The sequence below is a fragment of the Pseudomonas sp. AK181 genome, assembly GCF_051122975.1.
In the GTDB taxonomy this organism is placed as follows: domain Bacteria; phylum Pseudomonadota; class Gammaproteobacteria; order Pseudomonadales; family Pseudomonadaceae; genus Aquipseudomonas; species Aquipseudomonas lactis.
Genome location: NZ_CP146348.1, coordinates 722,982 through 744,711, shown reverse-complemented (window position 1 = coordinate 744,711; position 21,730 = coordinate 722,982). Strand labels below are relative to the sequence as shown.

Genomic DNA, 21,730 nt, shown 5'->3' with positions numbered 1-21,730 from the left:
AGCTCGACGGTGGCCAACACACCTTCCGCCAAAAAACGTGCAAAACAGGCTGAGAAGCGTCGCAGCCACAACGCCAGCCTGCGTTCCATGGTTCGCACCTACATCAAGAATGTAGTCAAAGCCATCGACACCAAAGACGCTGAAAAAGCTCAAGCAGCTTACGTTCTGGCTGTGCCTGTTATCGACCGTATGGCCGATAAAGGCATCATCCACAAGAACAAGGCCGCTCGCCATAAGAGCCGCCTGAATGGCCACATCAAGGCTCTGAGCGTTCCTGCTGCAGCCTAAGTGGTAACAACTGCAACGCAGCTCAGGTTGCGTAACAGTTAAGAAATGCCCCGTACCGAAAGGTCCGGGGCATTTTTGTGTGCCCCCGAAAACACGCCCAACAACTGTAGGAGCGAGCTTGCTCGCGAAAATCGTTAACGATGACGCGGGAAGCCTGGCGCCCAGCGGGACTCTCAGGTTTTTCGCGAGCAAGCTCGCTCCTACAGAGAGTTGGCCGGGGATATTCTCAGGGCAAAAAAACGCCCCGAACCAGTCGGGGCGTTTTTGCTACCTATTGATCAAACGACAATCAATGGTGATGACCGCCTTCGCCGTGGACGTGGCCGTGAGCCACTTCTTCCTGGGAAGCGTCGCGGATGGCCACGATCTTCACTTGGAAGTTCAGGCGCTGGCCAGCCAGAGGGTGGTTGCCGTCAACGGTAACGTCATCGCCGTCCAGGTCGCGGATGGTGACGATCTGCATTTGGCCGTCCGGCGCCGAAGCGTGGAACTGCATGCCCACTTCCAGCTCATCAACACCTTCGAACATGCTGCGGCTCAAGGTGCTGACCAGTTCGGCGGAGTATTCGCCGTAGGCATCTTCAGGTTCTACGGCGACAGTCAGTTCGTCACCGACGTTCTTGCCTTCCAGAGCCTTTTCCAGGCCCGGGATGATGTTGCCTGCGCCTTGCAGGTAAACCAGCGGCGCGCCGCCGGCGGAGCTGTCGATGACCTCACCAGCGTCGTTGGTCAGGGTATAGTCGATGGAGACAGCCTTGTTAGCGGCGATCGTCATGGGGCGAGACCTTTTGCAAAAGAATGAAGAACGGACAAGTCTAAACAAGGATTTGCCCGAAAGCGAACGGAACCCGGACGGACGGGGCCGATCAACGGTCACGATCACAGGTTTTCATCAGGACGACGATGGGCACTGGGTGGCCGAGCTGTCTTGCGGCCACACCCAGCATTTACGCCACCAACCGCCCTGGCAGTCACGCGCCTGGGTGCTCGACCCCGCGCAACGCCTTGAAAAAATCGGCCAGGCCTTTGCGTGCGGCTGGTGTGCGCAAGGGCACGAATAACGATAACCTTGGCGCCTGATTCGCGGTAGGCACTCACCCATAGAGCGCCACCCAAGCCATGCACCTCCAGAGAATTCGCATGCAGACTTTTTTTATCGCGCCCACCGATTTTGGTGTGGGTCTGACCTCCATCAGCCTTGGGCTGGTGCGCACCCTGGAACGGGCCGGCCTGAAAGTCGGCTTTTTCAAACCCATCGCCCAGCCACACCCGGGCGATACCGGGCCGGAACGCTCCACCGAGCTGGTGGCACGCACCCACGGCCTGAAACCGCCGCAGCCGCTTGGCCTGGCTCACGTAGAGCGCATGCTCGGCGACGGCCAGCTCGATGAGCTGCTCGAAGAAATCATCACGCTGTACCAGCAGGCAGCCGTGGGCAAGGATGTGTTGATCGTCGAAGGCATGGTGCCGACCCGCAGCGCCAGCTATGCGGCACGGGTCAACCTGCACCTGGCCAAGAGCCTGGACGCAGAAGTGATCTTGGTCTCGGCCCCGGAAAATGAAGTGCTCACCGAGCTTTCCGGCCGCGTGGAATTGCAGGCCCAACTGTTTGGCGGTCCCAAAGACCCGAAAGTGCTGGGCGTGATCCTCAACAAGGTACGCACCGACGAAAGCATGGAAGCCTTCTCGGCGCGCCTCAAAGAGCATTCGCCGCTGTTGCGCAGCGGCGATTTCCGCCTGCTTGGCTGCATCCCCTACCAACCCGAGCTGAATGCCCCGCGCACCCGCGACGTGGCCGACCTGATGGGCGCGCAGATCCTCAACGCCGGTGACTACGAAAGCCGGCGCATGACCAAGATCATCATTTGCGCGCGCACCATGCGTAACACCGTCGAGCTGCTCAAGCCCGGTGTGTTGGTGGTGACCCCGGGCGATCGCGACGACATCATCCTCGCCGTCAGCCTGGCCGCCATCAATGGCGTGCCGCTGGCCGGGCTGCTGCTGACCAGCGACACCCTGCCCGACCCGCGCATCATGGATCTGTGCCGAGGCGCCTTCCAGGCCGGGTTGCCGGTGTTGTCGGTGAGCACCGGCTCCTATGACACCGCCAACCAGCTCAATAGCCTCAACAAGGAAATCCCCATCGACGACCGCGAGCGCGCGGAAATCATCACCGATTTCGTCGCCAGCCACCTCGATGCGCGCTGGCTACACCAGCGTTGCGGCACGCCACGGGAGATGCGCCTGTCGCCGGCGGTATTCCGTTACCAACTGATCCAACGCGCCCAGGCCGCCAACAAACGCATCGTGTTGCCCGAAGGCAGCGAGCCGCTGACCGTACAGGCCGCCGCGATCTGCCAGGCACGCGGCATTGCCCGTTGCGTGCTGCTGGCCAAGCCTGAGGATGTGGAAGCCGTTGCCCGTGCCCAGGGCATCGATTTGCCCGAAGGCCTGGAGATTCTCGACCCCGATCTGATTCGCCAACGCTATGTGGAGCCGATGGTCGCCCTGCGCAAGAGCAAAAGCCTCAACGCGCCCATGGCCGAGCAACAACTGGAAGACACCGTGGTGATCGCCACCATGATGCTCGCCCTCGACGAAGTGGATGGCCTGGTCTCCGGCGTGATTCACTCCACCGCCAACACCATTCGCCCCGCGTTACAGCTGATCAAGACCGCGCCGGGCTGCACCCTGGTGTCGTCGGTGTTCTTCATGCTGTTCCCCGAGCAGGTGCTGGTGTACGGGGACTGCGTGATGAACCCGCACCCAAGCGCTGCGGAACTGGCGGAAATTGCCCTGCAAAGCGCCGACTCGGCGGCCGCGTTCGGCATCACGCCACGGGTGGCGATGATCAGCTATTCCAGCGGTGACTCGGCCAGCGGCGAGGAGGTGGAAAAAGTCCGCGAAGCCACCCTGCTCGCCCACGAACAACAAAGTTCGTTGCTGATCGACGGCCCGTTGCAATACGACGCCGCCGCCAACGAAAACGTCGCCCGGCAACTGGCGCCCAACAGCCAGGTGGCGGGCAAGGCCACTGTCTTTGTGTTCCCAGACCTGAACACTGGCAACACCACTCACAAAGCCGTACAACGCAGCGCCGATTGCGTGAGCCTGGGGCCAATGCTCCAGGGCCTGCGCAAACCGGTCAATGACCTGCCACGTGGCGCCCAGGTGGACGACATCGTGTACACCATCGCCCTCACGGCGATCCAAGCCGCCAACCGACCCATGGATATCTAAATGCTGGATTTTCTACCTGCCGCCGTGCGCGGGGTGATCGCTTCGCTGTTGCTGGCGCTGAACACGATCCTGCTGTGTTCGTTCCTGTTTATCGTCGCGCTGTTCAAGGCGCTGCCGTTCGCCAAGCGCCTGAGCGAATGGCTGATGAACCACACCCACGAAGCCTGGGTCACCAACAACAAGGGCTGGATGAACCTGGTGCGGCGTACGCGCTGGCACCTGACCGGCCTTGAGGGCCTGGACTACCAGCACTCGTACCTGGTGACCAGCAACCATCAGAGCTGGGTCGACATCATGGTGTTGCAGTACGTGCTCAATCGGCGCATTCGCCCCCTGAAGTTTTTCCTCAAGCAAGAACTGATCTGGGTACCGGTGATTGGCCTGGCGTGGTGGGCACTGGGCTTTCCCTTCATGAAGCGCTACAGCAAGGCTTATTTGGAGAAGCACCCGGAGAAGAAAGGCAAAGACCTGGAAACCACGCGCAAGACCTGTGCGAAGTTTCGCGACAACCCCGTGGGGATTTTCAACTTTGCCGAAGGCACGCGCTTTACCCCAGGCAAGCACGCGCAGCAGCAGTCACCGTTTCGCTACCTGCTTAAACCCAAGGCGGGCGGTATTGCGTTTGTGCTGGACGCCATGGGCGAGCAGCTCAAATCACTGGTGAATGTGACCATCCACTACCCCGGCGGGCGCCCAGGCTATTGGGATCTGCTGTGCGGCAATGTGAAGGAGGTGGTGGTGCACTTTGAAGAGGTACAGATCCCGGCTGAGTTCATCGGCAAGAATTATGAGCAGGATGGGGACTATCGGTTGGCGTTCCAGGGCTGGATCAACCAGTTGTGGCAAGACAAGGATGCATTGCTGGAGCAGCTTCACAAAGACTTTCCAGCCAGCCGCTGATCAAAATGGGGGAGCAGGCTTGCCTTAATATCACTTTGTAGGAGCGAGCTTGCTCGCGAAAAACTCATAGGCGCCGCGTTTGTCCAGGAAGCACGCGTAATCGTTGACGTTTTTCGCGAGCAAGCTCGCTCCTACAGAAGGCAATAGCCAGGCCTCAAGCATGTAAAAGCCCGCCACCGAGTGATCGATGGCGGGCTTTTTGATGGCCGCGAGGTTTAGATCGCGCCGCGCTGACGCAACAGCTCCAGCACTTGCTTGACGCTGTCTTCCAGCGACAACGCCTGAGTGTCGATTACCAGGTCGGCATTCAACGGCACGTCATACGGGAAGGATTCGCCAGGGATGTTATCCCCACCGGCCGCGTACAAACCTTGCGGGTCACGCTCGGCGCACACCAACGGCGATGCCTGTACGTAGACGGTCAGCAGGCGGTCGGCACCGATCAGCGCCTTGGCCTGTTCACGGCCTTCGGCATCCGGGGCAACGAAGGCCGCCAGGGTCAGCAGGCCGGCTTCGTTGAACTGGCGCGCCACATGAGCGGCACGACGCCAGTTCTCGGTACGCCCGGCACGGTCCTGCGGCAACCCTTTGTTCAGGTCGTGGCGCAGGTTCTGGCCATCGAGTACGAACACCGCACGGCCCATGTCGAACAGCTTGCGCTCAACCGCATAGGCCAGGGTGCTCTTGCCAGCGCCCGACAAACCGCTGAACAACACCGTGGCCGGCTGCTGGCCGAAACGCAGGGCGCGTTCCTCGGTGGCCACATGCGCCAGGCTGCCATGCTGCGCAGCACCGCCATGACCCACCGGCGGTGCGATGATCATGCCCGCGGCCACCGTGCCGTTGGTCAAGCGGTCGATCACGATAAACGCGCCGGTGGTGCGGTTGCTGTCGTAACCGTCCAGGGCGATGGCGGCGTCCAGGCTGACCTTGACCCGGCCAATCTCGTTGAGCTGCAGCGAACTCGCCGGGCCTTCGGCCAGGGTGTTCACATCCACGCGGTGCACGATGCTGGTGATGGAGCCCGGCACGTAGCTGGTGGCGCGCTTGATGTCGTATTTCTTGCCCGGCAGCATCGGTTCTTCGGCCATCCACACCAGCATGGCGTCGAAGGCATCGGTCACTTGCGGCACGTTGTCGGCATGCACCAACAGGTCGCCACGGGAGATGTCGATCTCGTCTTCCATGGTCAAGGTCACGGCCTGGCCTGGGCCTGCGTGTTCCAACTCGCCTTCAAAGGTGACGATGGATTTGACGCGGCTGCTCTTGCCCGACGGCAACACCACTACTTCGTCGCCCTTGTGCACGATGCCGCTCGCCAGGGTGCCGGCAAACCCACGGAAGTTCAGGTTCGGGCGGTTGACGTATTGCACCGGGAAACGCAGGTCGGTGTAGTTGCGATCGTTAGCGATCTCGACAGTCTCCAAGATCTCCATCAGCGACTGGCCGGTGTACCAGGGCGAACGCTCGCTCTTGTTCACCACGTTGTCGCCCTTGAGCGCCGACATCGGCACGAAGGCCAGGGTGCTCGGCTTGAACGCGATACCTTCGGCGAACTTCAGGTAATCGGCCTTGATCGACTCGAATACGCTTTGGTCAAAGCCGTTGATGTCCATCTTGTTGATGGCGACCACGATGTGTTTGATGCCCAGCAACGAGGCGATGTAGCTGTGGCGACGGGTCTGGGTCTGCACGCCGTAGCGGGCGTCGATCAGGATGATCGCCAGGTCACAGGTGGACGCACCGGTGGCCATGTTGCGGGTGTACTGCTCATGGCCGGGGGTGTCGGCGATGATGAATTTGCGCTTGGCGGTAGAGAAATAGCGGTAGGCGACATCGATGGTGATGCCCTGCTCACGCTCGGCCTGCAGGCCATCGACCAGCAACGCCAGGTCGATATCGTCACCGGTGGTGCCGGACTTTTTCGAGTCGCGGGTAATGGCTTCCAGGTGATCCTCGTAGATCATCTTGGAGTCGTGCAGCAGGCGCCCGATCAGGGTGCTCTTGCCGTCGTCGACGTTGCCGCAGGTCAGGAAGCGCAACATCTCTTTGCGCTCGTGCTGGCCCAGGTAGGCGAGGATGTCCTCGCTGATCAAATCAGATTGATGCGACATGACAGCCCCTTAGAAATAGCCTTGACGTTTTTTATCTTCCATCGAGCCGGCACCATCGTGGTCGATGACACGGCCCTGGCGCTCGGAAGTTCGCGTCAGGAGCATTTCCTGAATGATGTCCGTCAGCGTCTCGGCTTCGGACTCCACCGCACCCGTCAACGGGTAGCAGCCAAGGGTGCGGAAACGTACTTTCTTTTTGACGATGCGGGCTTTGTCTTCGTCGGACAGGTGCTCGAGGATGCGGTCGTCGTCGATCATGATCAACGTGCCGTTCTTCTCGATCACGTCGCGCTCGGCGGCGAAATACAGCGGCACAATAGGGATGCCTTCGAGGTAGATGTACTGCCAGATGTCCAGCTCGGTCCAGTTGGACAGCGGGAATACGCGGATCGACTCACCCTTGTTGACGTTGCCGTTGTAGACGTTCCACAGCTCGGGGCGTTGGTTTTTTGGATCCCAGCGGTGTTTGCTGTCGCGGAACGAGTACACGCGCTCTTTGGCACGGGATTTCTCTTCATCGCGACGGGCACCGCCGAATGCTGCGTCGAAACCATGCTTGTCCAGCGCCTGCTTGAGGCCCTCGGTCTTCATGATATCGGTGTGCTTGGCGCTGCCGTGGGTGAACGGGTTGATGTTCTGCGCCACGCCATCGGGGTTGATGTGGGTGATGAGGTCCAGGCCCAGCTCCTCGACCATCTTGTCGCGGAACTTGTACATTTCCTGGAATTTCCAGCGGGTGTCGACGTGCATCACCGGGAACGGCAACTTGCCTGGGAAGAAGGCCTTGCGTGCCAGGTGCAGCATCACGGCGGAGTCTTTACCGATCGAGTAGAGCATCACCGGGTTATCGAACTCGGCGGCGACCTCGCGGATGATGTGGATGCTTTCCGCCTCCAGCTGTTTCAGATGCGTCAGTTTGTCGACCATGGTTACTCACGGAAAAACGATCTTATGGACGGCCAGCGGGCCGTGTTCGAGCGAGGCATGCTAGCACAGCAACTTCTTCTATTTAGGGCGCCGGCTAGACCGAAACGATATATGAATATGCCGGCCGGTTTGGGCTTCAATTTGGGCAGTGTGGGAGCTGGCTTGCCTGCGAAAGCCGTACTGTGGCGAGGGAGCTTGCTCCCGCGACGGACTGATAGCCGACGCTGATCTAGCTGACGCACCGCGATCCAAATGTGGGAGCTGGCTTGCCTGCGAAGACGGCCCGCCAGCCAACGCATCTCTATCTGACACCCCACGATCCAAATGTGGGAGCTGGCTTGCCTGCGAAGACGGCCCGCCAGCCAACGCATCTCTATCTGACACCCCACGATCCAAATGTGGGAGCTGGCTTGCCTGCGAAGACGGCCTGACAGTCAACACAGCTGGACCGGGTACATATCCGTTATTTAGGTCACGGCCACTTAGGGTTCCGCCCTGACGGCGGCTCACTTTCGAAAAGCGCGAAAGTAAGCAAAGCGCTCTTGCCCCACCACTCGGCACCTCGCGTAGGCTCGGTGTGCCCGAACACAGTCTTGAATCCGTGGGCCGCCGCCACGCGCCATCCATGGCGCGGGGCGGCTAACCCGGCGTCCTGCCGGGTTACCCACGAATTCAAGCCTGCGTTCGGCCAGCGTGGTTTAACGGGGCGCCTAAGATCAAGAGCAGATCAAGATCAAGATCAAGAGCGGCTCGCTTCGCATCGTGGTTACCGTTGTTCACTACAGAGTTGTGTAGAGGCGTACGGCCAATCGCAGGCAAGCCAGCTCCCACCGTGTTCAGTGCTGTGCTTCAGATCGGGTTGGGGCAGTCGATGAACAGGTGCTCCAGGGCAAAGCGTCGCGCCAGGTAGTCGCCTAACGCCTGTACGCCGTAACGTTCGGTGGCGTGATGGCCGGCGGCGATGAAGCTGATGTCGTTTTCCCGGGCGCTGTGGAAGGTCTGTTCGGACGCTTCACCGCTCAGGTACAAATCGACACCGGCGGCAATCGCCTGGTCGATGTAGCCCTGGCCGCCACCGGTACACCAGCCGACGCGACGAATCATTTCGCTGCCTTCGATCAGCAGCGGTTCGCGACCCATCACGTCCTGCACGCGGCGGGCGAAGTCGCGGGGTGACAGGGGCTCGGCCAGGGAGCCGACCAGGCCGACGATTTTAGGGTTGCCGGGGTCCAGCGGGCCTTCGACGGTGATGTCCAGCTGGCGAGCCAGTTGCACGTTGTTGCCCACATCGGCGTGCAGGTCCAGGGGCAAGTGGTAGGCCAGCAGGCTGATGTCATGCTTGAGCAGGGTTTTGAGGCGGCGTTGCTTCATGCCGGTGATGCAGGGGTTTTCGCCCTTCCAGAAATAACCGTGGTGCACCAGCACCAGGTCGGCCTTGGCCTCGACGGCGGCGTCCAGCAGCGCCTGGCTGGCGGTCACGCCGCTGACGATGCGCATCACTTGGGGCCGGCCCTCGACCTGCAGGCCGTTGGGGCAGTAATCGGCAATTTTGGCGCTGCCGAGGTAGCGGTCGGCTTCCTCGACGAGGGTAGTAAGGGGCACGGCCATAAAAGACTCCTAAATATCCCGTTCGCAGGCGTCACAGCCTCGTATAATGCGCGACATTATGGGCGCTCTCCCGCCCCCTGCAACCTGTCAGGACTTACTTGATGCTCAAGGCACTGCGTTTTTTTGGATGGCCATTGTTGGCTGGCGTGCTGATCGCGATGCTGATTATCCAGCGTTATCCCCAGTGGGTGGGCCTGCCCACACTGGATGTGAACCTGCAACAGGCGCCGCAGACCAACACGGTGGTGCAGGGTCCGGTGACCTATGCCGACGCCGTGGTCATTGCCGCGCCGGCGGTGGTCAACCTGTACACCACCAAAGTCATCAACAAGCCCGCGCATCCGTTGTTTGAAGATCCGCAATTTCGCCGCTATTTCGGTGACAACGGCCCCAAGCAGCGCCGTATGGAATCCAGCCTCGGATCCGGCGTGATCATGAGCCCCGAGGGCTACATCCTCACCAACAACCACGTGACCACCGGCGCCGACCAGATCGTGGTGGCCCTGCGTGACGGCCGCGAAACCCTGGCCCGCGTGGTGGGCAGCGACCCGGAAACGGATCTGGCGGTACTCAAGATTGATCTGAAGAACCTGCCGGCCATCACCCTCGGCCGCTCCGACGGTTTGCGCGTGGGCGATGTGGCGCTGGCCATCGGCAACCCGTTCGGGGTGGGGCAGACGGTGACCATGGGCATCATCAGCGCCACCGGGCGTAACCAGCTGGGCCTTAACAGCTACGAAGATTTCATCCAGACCGACGCGGCGATCAACCCCGGCAACTCGGGCGGTGCGCTGGTGGACGCCAATGGCAACCTGACTGGCATCAACACCGCAATTTTTTCCAAGTCCGGCGGTTCACAGGGCATTGGTTTTGCCATCCCGGTGAAGCTGGCGATGGAAGTGATGAAGTCGATCATCGAGCACGGCCAGGTGATTCGTGGCTGGCTGGGCATTGAAGTGCAACCCTTGACCAAGGAGCTGGCCGAGTCGTTCGGCCTGACTGGGCGTCCAGGCATCGTAGTGGCGGGAATTTTCCGCGACGGCCCGGCGCAGAAAGCCGGCCTGCAGCTGGGCGATGTGATCCTCAGCATCGACGGCGCCCCGGCGGGTGATGGGCGCAAGTCGATGAACCAGGTGGCGCGGATCAAACCGACCGACAAGGTGGCGATCCTGGTGATGCGCAACGGCAAGGAGATCAAACTGTCGGCGGAAATCGGCCTGCGCCCACCACCGGCGACCGCGCCAGTGAAAGAAGAGCAATAACCGTCGCGACCCTAGCGCCCGTTCGCGGGCGCTTGTAAGACCATATTTCTTAGCGATTCATTCTCATTAGGCATGTTATATTGTTTCAATATCGCTATTGGAACGCTCTATCATGCCGTCTCGAAAGTTTGTGCCCTTGGCCGGCCTGGCCCTGGGTTTGCTGCTCGACCCTGCCTACGCCGAAGACAACACCCTGGAACTGGACACCATCAGCGTCACTTCCGACGCCTATGAATCCGCCACCGGCCCAGTCGACGGCTACCGGGCCACCCGCTCTGCCAGTGCGACCAAGACCGACACGGCCTTGCGCGACATCCCGCAGTCGATCAGCGTGATTCCGGCCACGGTGCTCAAAGACCTGGGCAGTACCAGCGTGGAGCGCGCCCTGGAATTCGCCGGCGGTGTGTCCAAGCAAAACAACTTCGGCGGCCTGACCCTCTACGAATACAGCGTGCGCGGCTTCACCACGTCCGAGTTCTACCAGGATGGTTTCAGCGCCAATCGCGGTTACCCCAGTACCCCGGAAGCAGCGAATATCGAGCGTATCGAAGTGCTCAAGGGCCCCGCCGCCAGCCTGTATGGGCGTGGCGATCCCGGCGGCACGGTGAATATCGTCACCAAGAAACCCCAACCCGAGGCCTTCACCACGCTGCAGACCAGCGCCGGCAGCTGGGACCGCTACCGCACGGCGCTGGATGTGAATACCCCGCTGGACAGCGAGGGGCGTGTGCTGACGCGGGTGAATCTGGCGGTTGAAGACAACCACAGCTTTCGCGATCACGTCGACGCCAAGCGCGTGTTCGTCGCACCCTCTTTCAGTTGGCAGTTAGACCCGGACACCACCCTGCTGGTGGAAAGCGAGTTCGTACGCCACAGTTCCACCTTCGACCGAGGCATCGTCGCCAACACCGGCATGTCACATTCCACCTTCCTCGGCGAGCCCAACGACGGCAATATCCGCAACCACAACAACCGCATTCAGGCGGCATTGGAACACCACCTCAACGACGCCTGGAAACTGCGCCTGGCCAGTCATTACAAACAGGGCAGCCTGTGGGGCGATGCTTCGGAAAGCCGTGCGCTGAACCCAGACGGCCACAGCGTCAATCGCCGCTACCGTGAACGCTCCACCGGTTGGCACGACAGCATCACCCAGCTGGAACTGCGTGGGGTGTTCGATATCGGCAGTTGGCAACACGAACTGTTGATCGGTACCGAATACGAGGATTACCGCAAGAAAGAGCGTGTGACGGCGATCGCTGGCGACTATCCCATCGACATCTACAAGCCGGTGTACGGCCAGCCCAAACCCAACGGCACACGCTCCGGCACCGACTTCTTCGAACAAACCAAAAGCCACGCGTTGAACCTGCAAGACCAGATCATCTTCACCGACCGCCTGCGCGGCATGATCGGTGCGCGCTTCGAACACTTCGAACAAAGCACCGACGACTTCACCCGCAACCACGCCAAGAGCCGCCAAACCCACGACGCCTTCACCCAGCGCGCCGGCCTGCTCTACCAGCTCACGCCAGAAGTCGGCGTGTTTGCCAACGCTTCCACCTCGTTCAAGCCCAATAGCGGCCTGGATGCCGGCGGCAAGTCCTTCAAGCCCGAAGAAGGCGTGGGTTATGAGGTGGGAATCAAAAGCGAGCTGTTTGACGACCGCCTCAGCGCCACCCTGGCGGCCTTTCATATCGAAAAGGAAAACGTACTGACCCTGGACCCGGCGACCAACCTCAACCGCGCCATGGGCAAGGCCCGCAGCCAGGGCTTCGACCTGCAAGTAACCGGGCAAGTGACCGACTCCGTGCGCGTGATCGGCGCCTTGGCCTACATCGACGCCGAAGTGACCAAGGGCGACAAAACCATCCCCACGGGCAGCCGCATTCTCGGCGTGGCCAAACGCAGCGGCAGTGTATTGGGCGTGTATGAATTCCAGGACGGCGCATTGCGTGGCTCAGACCTGGGCGCAGCGTTCACCTATGTGGGTGACCGCTCAGGCGAAGCCGGCACAGGCTTCGAACTGCCCGCCTACCACACCGTGGATTTGCTGGCCCATTACAAGGCCACGCAGAACGTGACGGTGGGGCTGAACCTCAACAACCTGTTCAATGAAAAGTATTACGAGCGGTCCTATAGCAATTATTGGGTCAACCCCGGCGAGCCACGCAACTTCACGGTTAGCCTGACCCTTAATCTGTAAATACAGTCAAATTGTGGGAGCTGGCTTGCCTGCGATGGCCATAGGTAACCACGATGCGAAGCGAGCCGCTCTTGATCTTGATCTGCTTGTGATCTTGATCTGAAGCGCCCCGTCAAACCACGCTGGCCGAACGCAGGCTTGAATTCGTGGGTAACCCGGCAGGACGCCGGGTTAGCCGCCCCGCGCCATGGATGGCGCGTGGCGGCGGCCCACGGATTCAAGCCTGCGTTCGGGCACACCGAGCCTAGGCGAGGTGCCGAGTGGTGGGGCGAGGACCTTTTGGTTACTTTTGGGTCCTTCCAAAAGTGACCCGCTGTCAGAGCGGAACCCTAAGCAGCCGTTACCGCAGCAATGGATATGTACACAATCCAACTGTGCTGACTGCCAGGCCGCCTTCGCGAGCAAGCCCGCTCCCACACTAGGATCGTTGGGGTGCCAGGTAGGTAGGTGTCGGCTGGCAGGCCACCATCGCAGGCAAGCCAGCTCCCACAATTGGCTCACCGCAGGGCTCGATTACAAGGCAACCGGCGCCCGCTCGCACAGTGTATTAAGCGCCGCCGCCCACTGCGGCTCATCATTCAGACAAGGCACCAACACCAACTCCTCGCCCCCCGCTTCACGAAATTGCTCGCGACCGCGATCACCAATTTCCTCCAGCGTCTCAATGCAATCGGCGACAAACGCCGGGCACATCACCAGCAGCTTCTTCACGCCTTGCTGGGCCAATGCCTCAAGGCGCGCCTCGGTGTAGGGTTCGATCCACTTGGCCCGCCCCAGGCGGGACTGGAACGCCACCGACCACTTACCCTCCGGCAAACCCAACCGCGCGGCCACGTCCCGCGCCACGCTGAAACACTGCGCGCGATAACAAGTGGCAAGCACCTCGGGGGATGCGTTCTTGCAGCAATCGGCGTCCTTGAAGCAGTGCTGGCCCGTGGGGTCGAGCTTGGTCAGGTGACGCTCAGGCAAACCATGGAAACTGAGCAGCAAGTGATCGTAATCCTGCTCCACATAAGCGCGCACACTCGCCGCCAGCGCATCCAGGTACTCAGGCTGATCGTAGAACGGTTGCAGGATCGAAAACTGCACATTCAGTTGCTTGTCGCGCACCACTCGCTTGGCTTCCTCTATCACCGTGGTGACGGTGCTGTCGGCAAACTGCGGGTACAACGGCGCCAGTGTGATTTTTTGAATACCCTGGGCGGCCAGGCGCGTCAGGACCGTTTCCAGGGACGGCTCGCCATAACGCATCGCCAGTTCCACTGGGCCCTGGGTCCACTGCGCGGTCATCTGCTGCTGCAGGCGGCGGCTCAGCACCACCAACGGCGAACCCTCATCCCACCAGATCGACGCATAGGCATGGGCCGATTGCTCGGGGCGCTTGATCAGGATCAGCGATACCAGCAAGCGCCGCACCGGCCACGGCAAGTCGATCACATAAGGGTCCATCAGGAACTGATTGAGGTAGCTGCGCACATCGGCCACTGAAGTGGACTTTGGCGAACCCAGGTTGACCAGTAACAACGCGTGATCGGTCATGCAACATCCTATCTTTAGAGGCGGCTGGACAAGTCGTCCAGAGCCGCACGCAACTCAGTGAACTGGAAAGTGAAACCTGCGGCCTGCAGCCGTTCAGGCAAAGCCTTTTGCCCGCCCAGCAACAAGCCGGACAACTCACCCAGGCCAACCTTCAACGCAAATGCCGGCATCGGCATGAACGCCGGGCGGTGCAGCACCTGGCCCAGGGTCTTGGCAAATTCGCGGTTGCGCACCGGGTGTGGCGCGCAGGCATTATAAGGACCGTTGGCGTCCTGCTTGTGCAGAAGAAAATCAATCAGGGCGATTTGATCCTTGATATGCACCCAGGGCATCCACTGCCGTCCATTGCCAATCGGCCCGCCCAGCGCGAGTTTGAACGGCAGCAGCAGGCGCGACAAAAAGCCGCCCTCGGCAGACAGCACCAACCCCGTACGCACCAGCACCACGCGAATGCCCAAGGCTTCGGCACGCTGGGCGGTTTCCTCCCAGGCGATACACAACTGGCTGGGGAAGTCATCCAGCACCGGGCCGCTGGCTTCGGTCAGTTCGCGCTCGCCGCCGTCGCCGTACCAGCCCACCGCAGAGCCGGAGATCAGCACCGCCGGTTTCTGCTCCAGGCTTTCCATCCAGGCCAGCAAGGTTTCGGTGAGGTGAATGCGACTGTTCCACAGCAATGCCTTGCGCTTGTGGGTCCAAGGCCGGTCCGCGATAGGCGCGCCTGCCAGGTTGACCACCGCGTCCACCGTGCCAATCACCTCTTGTAGGCGAGCCACTCCGAGCACCTGCGCACCGCACACCCGGGCGACCGTTTCCGGTTGCCGGCTCCACACCGTCAGGCGGTGGCCTTGCGCGAGCCAGTGCTTGCAGAGTTGACGGCCGATCAAGCCGGTACCGCCGGTCAGCAAAATATGCATGGGACTCTCCTCATGTAACGTTCGCCGCCGCTCACTGGTCTATTTTATAAGCAGGGATCAATTTGATAATGGAGCGTGACGGGGGTTCAAGCCTTAGCTTAACCATAGGTCACGCCACACAATCAGGCACGCCAAAACTTATACCAAAAAACAATATTGTACAGCTATTGGTGTCGGCGTAGTCTGTACCCAACGGTAAAACGAGGCCTCCCATGACTGTCCCCATCGCGATCATTGGTACCGGCATCGCCGGTCTCTCCGCCGCCCGAGCGTTACAAGACGCCGGGCACGCAGTAAAACTTTTCGATAAAAGCCGCGGCAGCGGTGGCCGCATGTCCAGCAAGCGCAGCGACGCCGGCGCGCTGGACATGGGCGCGCAATACTTCACCGCCCGCGACCGGCGCTTCGTCAACGAAGTGCAGCGCTGGCAGAGCAACGGCTGGGCCGAGCAGTGGAAGCCGCAGTTGTATAACTTCAAGTCTGGCCAACTGACGCCTTCCCCCGATGAGCAGATCCGCTGGGTAGGCACGCCGCGCATGAGCGCCATCACTCGCGCCCTGCTCGACGACTTGCCGGTGGAGTTCGGTTGCCGCATCACCGAAGTCTTCCAGGGCACGCAGCACTGGAACCTGCTCGACGCGGACGGCGGCAATCACGGCCCTTTCAGTCACGTGATCATTGCCACGCCGGCGCCCCAAGCCACCGCCCTGCTGGCCGCCGCGCCCAAACTGGCGAGCGCCGCCGCCGGGGTGAAAATGGACCCGACCTGGGCCATCGCCCTGGCGTTCGACAAGCCCCTGGATACGCCGATGGAGGGCTGCTTCGTACAAGACAGCCCCCTCGACTGGCTGGCGCGCAACCGCAGCAAGCCCGGGCGCGACACCACCCTCGACACCTGGGTGCTGCACGCCACCAGCGCCTGGAGCAAGGCCCACTTGGACCTGCCCAAGGAAGCGGTGATCGAACACCTGCACGGCGCCTTTGCCGAATTGCTGCACAGCGCCATGCCCCCGCCATCGTTCAGCCTGGCACATCGCTGGCTCTACGCACGCCCCTCCAGCAGCCATGAGTTCGGCGTGCTGGCCGACGCCGACCTGGGCTTGTTCGTCTGCGGCGACTGGTGCCTGTCCGGTCGGGTGGAAGGCGCCTGGCTCAGTGGCCAGGAAGCGGCGCGACGCTTGATCGAGCACCTGCAATGAACCGCATCAACCCCGCCAAACTGCTGCTGTCAAAATGGACGGCAGCCCATCCTCGCCACAAGGAAAAACACTTCCTGGTCACCGAATTGTTCCGTGACGACGAGGGCACGGTGCTGGACATCGAACTGCAGGCCGTCCTCACCCGGCGCGCCGAACGCCTGCCCTGGGAGACGTTGAAAAACGCTGAGGACTGGAAAATCGGCTGGAAATAACGCGGCCGCACAAACCTGTACAAATTATTTGACTTGTACAACATCGAGCCTATGATGAGATTTAGTTGTACAAGCTTTGTAGCTTGTACAGGATTCTTGCAGAGGTTTGCTTATGTCCAGCCATGTGAAACCGAAGATCGCCATCAGCGCCTGCCTTCTGGGTGAGAACGTGCGCTTCAACGGCGGGCATAAACAGTCCCTGCTGTGCAGCCAGACCCTCAGTGACTATTTCGATTTTGTCCCGCTGTGCCCTGAAGTTGCCATCGGCCTGGGCATTCCTCGGCAAGCGATCCGCCTGGTCGGGGACCCTGACCATCCGCAGGCCGTGGGCAGCGTAAACCCTGCGCTCAATGTCACGCAGCCACTGGACGACTATGGCCAGCAAATGGCCCGGGAACACACCGACCTGTGCGGCTACATCTTCATGCAAAAGTCACCGTCCTGCGGCCTGGAGCGGGTCAAGGTCTACCGCGACAATGGCACGCCCGTCGACGGTGGCGGGCGCGGCATTTACGCCCAGGCGTTTTGTGCTCGCCACCCCAACCTGCCGGTGGAAGAAGACGGTCGCCTGAACGACCCGGTGCTGCGGGAAAACTTCCTCACCCGCGTATTCGTGTACGCCAGTTGGCAGCAACTGTTGGCCGAAGGGCTTACCCGTCACCGCTTGCTGACGTTTCACTCGCGCTACAAGTACCTGCTGATGGCCCACAGCCCGGCGCATTACAAAAGCCTGGGCCACTTGCTCGGCAGCATGGGCAAGGGCATTGACCTGCAAGCCCTGGCCGACGGCTATTTCAGCGAACTGATGGCGGGCCTGAAAAAATGCGCGACGCGCGGCACCCATACCAATGTGCTGCAACACATCAGTGGCTACCTCAAGCAGGCCATCAGCGCCGATGACAAACAGGAAATGCAGACCGTCATCGGCCAATACCGCCACGGCATCGTGCCGCTGGTGGTGCCGCTGACCCTGCTCAAGCACCACTTTCGCCAACACCCGGACCGCTACATCGCGCAGCAGGCCTACCTGCAACCGCACCCGGAAAACCTCAGCCTGCGTAATGCGATCTAACCCATGAAACCTGCCCTGCTCGACCGTACTGGATCGAGGGCGCGATGCAGGTCAAGCCATCGTCCAGCGAGTTGGCCGATGCCGGTTACCAGATGGACGCTCAGAAGATTTACATGTACGAGCTCGAGGAATAATCCTCACCTACGAACACACCGAAGCTCCCACAGGTTTAGATCAGTGGCAAAAGTGACTGATCGCCCTTTCATTGAGCTGAGTCAAAAGACCGAACGGAACGATCTTTACCATTGGACGTACAACTTTTAAACGTCCTTTGGAGCTCCCATGAACAAGTCTCTGCTCGGCGCGTCCCTCTTCGCGCTCGCCCTCGTCGCCCCGGTCGCACACGCTCACCAGGCGGGCGATATTCTGGTGCGTGCCGGTGCAATCACCGTCAACCCGGAGGCCGACAGCGGCAAAGTCAAGGTTGACCAGGGCCCGCTGGCCGGCACCAACCTGGGCGGCAAGGCGACCATGAGCAGCGACACCCAATTGGGCTTGAACTTCGCCTACATGATCACCGACCACGTCGGCATCGAATTGCTCGCGGCTACGCCGTTCGAGCATGACGTGAAGATCAAGAACACCGCCCTCGGTGCCGCCAACGGCAAGCTCGGCACCCTGAAACACCTGCCGCCGACCTTGAGCGTCGTGTACTACCCCCTGGATCATAAGTCTGCGTTCCAGCCATATGTGGGTGCCGGTATCAATTACACCTGGATCTACGACGAGCACGTCGGCAGCCGTGCCGAACAGGCCGGTTTCAGCAACTTCAAGGCCGAGAACTCCTGGGGCTGGGCCGCGCAGATCGGCGCCGACTACATGATCAACGACAAGTGGATGATCAACGCCCAGGCGCGCTACATCGACATCAGCACCAAAGCGACTGTGGATAACAACGCGCTGGGCCAGGGCACTCGGGCCAAGGTCAATGTGGATGTAGACCCGATGGTTTACATGGTGGGTATCGGCTACAAGTTCTAAGTCCGGTTTAAGCCACACCGCATAACCCAATGTGGGAGGGAGCTTATGTGGGAGCCGGGCTTGCCCGCGATGCAGACACCTCGGTGTATCAGTGATACCCAGGTGATGCTATCGCAGGCAAGCCAGCTCCCACATAAGCCCCCTCCCACTTTTGGTTTTGGGGGTGTCAGCTATGGCGGTAGAAGCGATCCAGTAGCGCCGGCAAGCCTGCCCGCCATGCCCGTGGCTTGATGCCAAAGGTATGCAGGATTTTCTTGCAGGCCAACACCGCATGCTGCGGCTCATCCGCCGCATCCGGCCGCGCTGCGTGAGCCTGGGCGGTGGGGGACTCGATGGCGAGCGGATGGAAGTTGCGCGCTTCGGTGAGAATCGCCTGGCCCAGCGCCAACGGCGTCGTCGCCTCGTGGCCGGCGTAATGGTAAGTGCCCCACAGTGGCGCCGCGCAATCGAGTTGCTTGAGCACCGAGATGATCACCCGCGCCGCATCGTCCACCGGCGTCGGGTTGCCCCGGCGGTCGTCGGCCATCAGTAGCTCGTCAGCGTTCTCGGCCCGGGCCAGGAAGCGCCCGAGTGTGCCGTCGGCGCTGTCATCGAGCAACCAGCCAAACCGCAGCAGCACATGCTGCGGGCATGTAGCACGCACGCTTTGTTCGACACGCCACAACGCCTGGCCGCGCAGGCCCAGGGGCACCGGCTCGTCTTTCTCGCTGTAGGCGGTGGCGCGGGAGCCATCGAACACGCGGTAGCTGGACGGTTGCAGCAGGGTGATGCTGTGATGCTGGCACAGCTCAGCCAAACGTTCGATGGCGAACTCCTGGGCGGCCAGGCGGGTTTCGCTCACGGCTTCGGCCTGGAACCAGTCGAAATAGTAGGCGAGGTTGATCAAGGCATCGGGACGGGTGTCGTCGAGCAATTGGGTAAGGCTTGCGGCATCCCAGCCGTCTTGGGGCGGTTTGGGGGCGAGGAAACCGATGTCTTCCTCCGCACCGAGGCGAATCAGCGCCTGCCCGAGGGCATTCCCGCCGCCCAGTAACATAAGGCGCATTCGCATAGATTGAGCAGGCCCGGTCTGTTTGGAACGATGGTTATTATCGACAGGCGCGTGTGCCCTGTCGTAGGTCATTGCCAGAATCGTTGCATTTTGCGGGCTTGTAGCGCAACCGTCACGGATTAAGTGTCTTGACGTCGGGTTCGGCGGCCTCCTGTTTCAGCGCCGTGCGCGGTGCGAGCAAGAGCTGCTGTGGATAAGTCTGGGCGAAGTGCACCGCCTCACAGTTATCCACAAGCTTTTTCAGACGTTGGTTAAACGCACGGCTGACCGCATACTGGCCACCCGAAACCGTGCGGAACTGCGCGGTGAGCACCACGCCATTGAGGTCCATCTTGTCCACCCCGAACACCTCCAGCGGCCCTTGCAGGTTGTACTTGAGGAACACATCGTCGCGGATCGACTGGCCGGCTTCGCGTATCAGCTCCACGGCCTTGTCCACGTCGGTGTCGTAAGTGAACTGCACCGAGAAGAACGCATAGGCGAATTGACGGGACTGGTTAGTGACCGCCTTGATCTGCCCGAACGGCACCGAATGCACAAAGCCCTTGCCATCACGCAGGCGCAGGGTGCGGATGGTCAGGCCCTCCACGGTGCCGGCGTGGCCGGAGTCGAGCACCACCCAATCGCCGATGGACAGGGTGTCTTCGATAATGATGAACAGGCCGGTGATCACGTCCTGCACCAGTTGCTGGGAACCGAAACCGATGGCCAGGCCCACCACCCCGGCGCCCGCCAGCAACGGCGCGACATTGATGCCCAGGTTGGCCATGGTGGTGATCGCGCAGATCACCACCAGGATGATCTTCACCGCATTGCGCAGCAGCGGCAGGATGGTTTTGACCCGGGTACTGGGCTGGCGGCTGGAGCGTTTATTCACCGGTGGCTTGAGGGCTTCCTGGATCGCGGTGTCGAGCACCACCCAGAACAGCCAGGTCACCAACAGAATCAGGCCGATGCTGCTGAGGGAGTCACTGATGGCCCGGCCCACGGAGTTGCGCTGGGCGAATTCGAACAGCGAGACACCCCAGATACGCCCGAGTATCTCGATAAACGCGATGGCCATGACGATGCGCAAAATCGCGTGCAGCAAACTCAGGAAGCGTTCCTTGTAGGCGCTGCTGCGTTGGATCGACACCTGGCTGCGGGACTTGAACAAGTGTTGCAGCACGGTGCTGAGAAACACCGTGCCGATCAGCAACAGTGTAGTGAGCAGCGCGCAGCGCAGGGCCTCTTGGTTGTCGTCACCGGCGCCGATCAGGTTGACCGCCGAGACCAGCACCATCAACAGAATCGGCCAGTACCAGAGCCCGGAAAACACCCGCAGCGATTGTTGCAATGCCGGGTGTTTGAGGCGCTGGGCCAGCGGCCGGTTGCGGATCAAATGGGCCACCGGGCGACGCAGGCGTACCACCAGCACGCCAAAGATGACCGCAGCAAACAGGCCGGTAAACACAGCGATGCTGCTGGTGATATTGCCGCCCAACTGACGGGCGATTTGCGGGCTGGTCAACGCATCGCTGAGGGCCGCGAGAAAGCCGATCAGGAACAGTGGCTTGGGGCAATAGTCACGAATGATCTGCACCGCAGGGCGCTTGTGCCCGACGTTGAACATGACAATGACGCACAGCAACAGCGAGGTGGAAAAGATGCCACTGCTGGTGGCGTAGGCAAAACACAGTGCCAGGGCTCGGCCGACAGACGCGGCTAAAAAGTGACTGACATAAAGCGTCAACGGCAGGCAGATCAGCGCTGGAATCGTGTAGGGCACCACATAGCCCAGCAAGCCTTGCAGCCGTTGACGCCGCGCAAGGAATGGGCGGCGGCTCGCGCGCTTCACGATCAGGCGCCCCAGCATCGTCAGCACAGCAAAGGCACCGACCCACACGCCGGACAACAGCAGGAAATCGCCGGCCACGCTCCACGGCGAGCGTGCGGTGGTCTGGTCCACCAGGCGCCCTACTTCGTCAGCGGCGCGGTCGGCACGCAGGCGCCAGGCGTCAATGAGGTTCTGGTTGAGGTCGAGCTTGTCTTGCACGTCATCAATACTGGAACTGATGGCCCCCAGCAGCCCGCCTTGCACCAGCAATTCCGGTTTGGCCGGCGTCTCGGCAGCGGGTGCCGTCGCTGCGGCTTGCAGTGCGCCGTTACCGCAAAGCAGCAACGCACCGAGCAGTAATGCAGTCTTTAGATTCAGCAAAACAGCGAGCTCCTTCAGCA

At 61.1% G+C, this 21,730-nt stretch carries 18 protein-coding genes and 1 pseudogene; 11 read left to right on the top strand and 8 right to left on the bottom strand.

Annotated elements, in window-relative coordinates; translation table 11 throughout:
* Positions 1 to 9: 9 nt before the first annotated feature.
* Positions 10 to 288 (top strand): 30S ribosomal protein S20, encoded by a 279-nt coding sequence (gene rpsT / locus V8689_RS03565; RefSeq protein WP_003188401.1) that lies wholly within the window; start codon positions 10 to 12, stop codon positions 286 to 288.
* Positions 289 to 577: 289 nt separating this feature from the next.
* On the opposite strand, the gene V8689_RS03560 is transcribed toward rpsT, so the two are convergent.
* Complete coding sequence (locus V8689_RS03560; protein ID WP_003188398.1) at positions 578 to 1,063, bottom strand: FKBP-type peptidyl-prolyl cis-trans isomerase; 486 nt, start codon at positions 1,061 to 1,063, stop codon at positions 578 to 580.
* Between V8689_RS03560 and V8689_RS03555 the strand changes: the two genes are divergently transcribed.
* From V8689_RS03555 to V8689_RS03545, 3 genes are all read left to right on the top strand, one after another.
* Positions 1,062 to 1,349 carry a DUF3565 domain-containing protein gene (locus V8689_RS03555; protein WP_078802457.1) on the top strand — a complete coding sequence of 96 codons (288 nt, stop codon included), beginning with the start codon at positions 1,062 to 1,064 and terminating at the stop codon, positions 1,347 to 1,349. The genes V8689_RS03560 and V8689_RS03555 overlap by 2 nt on opposite strands.
* Positions 1,350 to 1,428: 79 nt before the next feature.
* Positions 1,429 to 3,528: a phosphate acetyltransferase gene (gene pta, locus V8689_RS03550; protein ID WP_056785333.1), complete on the top strand. Its 2,100-nt coding sequence runs from the start codon at positions 1,429 to 1,431 to the stop codon at positions 3,526 to 3,528.
* Entirely contained in the window at positions 3,529 to 4,428 is a 900-nt protein-coding gene (locus tag V8689_RS03545; protein WP_056785337.1) for an acyltransferase, read from the top strand.
* 215 nt (positions 4,429 to 4,643) lie between these two features.
* Here V8689_RS03545 and cysN read toward each other — a convergent pair whose 3' ends face one another.
* The 3 genes from cysN to V8689_RS03530 all read right to left on the bottom strand — a co-directional run bounded on the left by cysN (position 4,644) and on the right by V8689_RS03530 (position 9,077).
* Complete coding sequence (gene cysN, locus V8689_RS03540; RefSeq protein WP_003188392.1) at positions 4,644 to 6,542, bottom strand: sulfate adenylyltransferase subunit CysN; 1,899 nt, start codon at positions 6,540 to 6,542, stop codon at positions 4,644 to 4,646.
* Between the two features lie 9 nt (positions 6,543 to 6,551).
* Positions 6,552 to 7,469 carry a sulfate adenylyltransferase subunit CysD gene (cysD, locus tag V8689_RS03535; protein ID WP_003171640.1) on the bottom strand — a complete coding sequence of 306 codons (918 nt, stop codon included), beginning with the start codon at positions 7,467 to 7,469 and terminating at the stop codon, positions 6,552 to 6,554.
* 849 nt (positions 7,470 to 8,318) lie between these two features.
* Positions 8,319 to 9,077, bottom strand: coding sequence for a Nif3-like dinuclear metal center hexameric protein (locus tag V8689_RS03530; protein WP_150073130.1), 759 nt, complete (start codon positions 9,075 to 9,077; stop codon positions 8,319 to 8,321).
* A 101-nt stretch (positions 9,078 to 9,178) separates the two neighbouring features.
* Here V8689_RS03530 and algW point away from each other — a divergent pair, with 101 nt between their 5' ends.
* Positions 9,179 to 10,339 carry a Do family serine endopeptidase AlgW gene (algW, locus tag V8689_RS03525; RefSeq protein WP_003188388.1) on the top strand — a complete coding sequence of 387 codons (1,161 nt, stop codon included), beginning with the start codon at positions 9,179 to 9,181 and terminating at the stop codon, positions 10,337 to 10,339.
* A gap of 112 nt (positions 10,340 to 10,451) precedes the next feature.
* Positions 10,452 to 12,545, top strand: a complete 2,094-nt coding sequence (locus tag V8689_RS03520; RefSeq protein WP_056785340.1) for a TonB-dependent siderophore receptor — start codon at positions 10,452 to 10,454, stop codon at positions 12,543 to 12,545.
* Positions 12,546 to 13,058: 513 nt separating this feature from the next.
* Here the strand turns inward: V8689_RS03520 and hemH are convergent.
* Both hemH and V8689_RS03510 read right to left on the bottom strand, forming a co-directional pair.
* Positions 13,059 to 14,084: a ferrochelatase gene (gene hemH / locus V8689_RS03515; RefSeq protein ID WP_056785343.1), complete on the bottom strand. Its 1,026-nt coding sequence runs from the start codon at positions 14,082 to 14,084 to the stop codon at positions 13,059 to 13,061.
* Between the two features lie 14 nt (positions 14,085 to 14,098).
* The gene (locus tag V8689_RS03510) at positions 14,099 to 14,998 is read right to left on the bottom strand and encodes a TIGR01777 family oxidoreductase (protein WP_054896874.1); all 900 of its coding nucleotides are present in this window, start codon (positions 14,996 to 14,998) and stop codon (positions 14,099 to 14,101) included.
* Between the two features lie 212 nt (positions 14,999 to 15,210).
* Between V8689_RS03510 and V8689_RS03505 the strand changes: the two genes are divergently transcribed.
* The 5 genes and pseudogenes from V8689_RS03505 (at position 15,211) to V8689_RS03485 (ending at position 18,462) form a co-directional block, all read left to right on the top strand.
* Positions 15,211 to 16,197 (top strand): NAD(P)/FAD-dependent oxidoreductase, encoded by a 987-nt coding sequence (locus tag V8689_RS03505; protein WP_056785346.1) that lies wholly within the window; start codon positions 15,211 to 15,213, stop codon positions 16,195 to 16,197.
* Entirely contained in the window at positions 16,194 to 16,409 is a 216-nt protein-coding gene (locus tag V8689_RS03500; protein ID WP_044271430.1) for a TIGR02450 family Trp-rich protein, read from the top strand. The genes V8689_RS03505 and V8689_RS03500 overlap by 4 nt, the downstream gene beginning before the upstream one ends.
* 112 nt (positions 16,410 to 16,521) lie before the next feature.
* The gene (locus V8689_RS03495) at positions 16,522 to 17,481 is read left to right on the top strand and encodes a YbgA family protein (protein WP_056785349.1); all 960 of its coding nucleotides are present in this window, start codon (positions 16,522 to 16,524) and stop codon (positions 17,479 to 17,481) included.
* A gap of 20 nt (positions 17,482 to 17,501) precedes the next feature.
* Positions 17,502 to 17,615: pseudogene (locus tag V8689_RS03490) on the top strand (DUF3299 domain-containing protein); the annotation flags it as partial.
* A gap of 148 nt (positions 17,616 to 17,763) precedes the next feature.
* Positions 17,764 to 18,462 (top strand): OmpW/AlkL family protein, encoded by a 699-nt coding sequence (locus tag V8689_RS03485; protein WP_056785261.1) that lies wholly within the window; start codon positions 17,764 to 17,766, stop codon positions 18,460 to 18,462.
* 166 nt (positions 18,463 to 18,628) lie between these two features.
* Here the strand turns inward: V8689_RS03485 and V8689_RS03480 are convergent, their stop codons facing one another.
* Positions 18,629 to 19,513, bottom strand: a complete 885-nt coding sequence (locus tag V8689_RS03480) for a sugar nucleotide-binding protein (RefSeq protein ID WP_056785263.1) — start codon at positions 19,511 to 19,513, stop codon at positions 18,629 to 18,631.
* A gap of 112 nt (positions 19,514 to 19,625) precedes the next feature.
* Positions 19,626 to 21,710, bottom strand: coding sequence for a mechanosensitive ion channel family protein (locus V8689_RS03475; RefSeq protein WP_056785266.1), 2,085 nt, complete (start codon positions 21,708 to 21,710; stop codon positions 19,626 to 19,628).
* Positions 21,711 to 21,730 lie beyond the last annotated feature (20 nt).

Coding starts and splice junctions, on each gene's coding strand:
- V8689_RS03555 (WP_078802457.1), top strand. CDS start 1,062: ATGGGGCGAGACCTTTTGCAAAAGAATGAAGAACGGACAAGTCTAAAC.
- V8689_RS03560 (WP_003188398.1), bottom strand. CDS start 1,063: ATGACGATCGCCGCTAACAAGGCTGTCTCCATCGACTATACCCTGACC.
- pta (WP_056785333.1), top strand. CDS start 1,429: ATGCAGACTTTTTTTATCGCGCCCACCGATTTTGGTGTGGGTCTGACC.
- cysD (WP_003171640.1), bottom strand. CDS start 7,469: ATGGTCGACAAACTGACGCATCTGAAACAGCTGGAGGCGGAAAGCATC.
- V8689_RS03545 (WP_056785337.1), top strand. CDS start 3,529: ATGCTGGATTTTCTACCTGCCGCCGTGCGCGGGGTGATCGCTTCGCTG.
- V8689_RS03485 (WP_056785261.1), top strand. CDS start 17,764: ATGAACAAGTCTCTGCTCGGCGCGTCCCTCTTCGCGCTCGCCCTCGTC.
- V8689_RS03520 (WP_056785340.1), top strand. CDS start 10,452: ATGCCGTCTCGAAAGTTTGTGCCCTTGGCCGGCCTGGCCCTGGGTTTG.
- V8689_RS03505 (WP_056785346.1), top strand. CDS start 15,211: ATGACTGTCCCCATCGCGATCATTGGTACCGGCATCGCCGGTCTCTCC.
- hemH (WP_056785343.1), bottom strand. CDS start 14,084: ATGACCGATCACGCGTTGTTACTGGTCAACCTGGGTTCGCCAAAGTCC.
- V8689_RS03480 (WP_056785263.1), bottom strand. CDS start 19,513: ATGCGAATGCGCCTTATGTTACTGGGCGGCGGGAATGCCCTCGGGCAG.
- V8689_RS03530 (WP_150073130.1), bottom strand. CDS start 9,077: ATGGCCGTGCCCCTTACTACCCTCGTCGAGGAAGCCGACCGCTACCTC.
- V8689_RS03510 (WP_054896874.1), bottom strand. CDS start 14,998: ATGCATATTTTGCTGACCGGCGGTACCGGCTTGATCGGCCGTCAACTC.
- cysN (WP_003188392.1), bottom strand. CDS start 6,542: ATGTCGCATCAATCTGATTTGATCAGCGAGGACATCCTCGCCTACCTG.
- V8689_RS03500 (WP_044271430.1), top strand. CDS start 16,194: ATGAACCGCATCAACCCCGCCAAACTGCTGCTGTCAAAATGGACGGCA.
- algW (WP_003188388.1), top strand. CDS start 9,179: ATGCTCAAGGCACTGCGTTTTTTTGGATGGCCATTGTTGGCTGGCGTG.
- V8689_RS03495 (WP_056785349.1), top strand. CDS start 16,522: ATGTCCAGCCATGTGAAACCGAAGATCGCCATCAGCGCCTGCCTTCTG.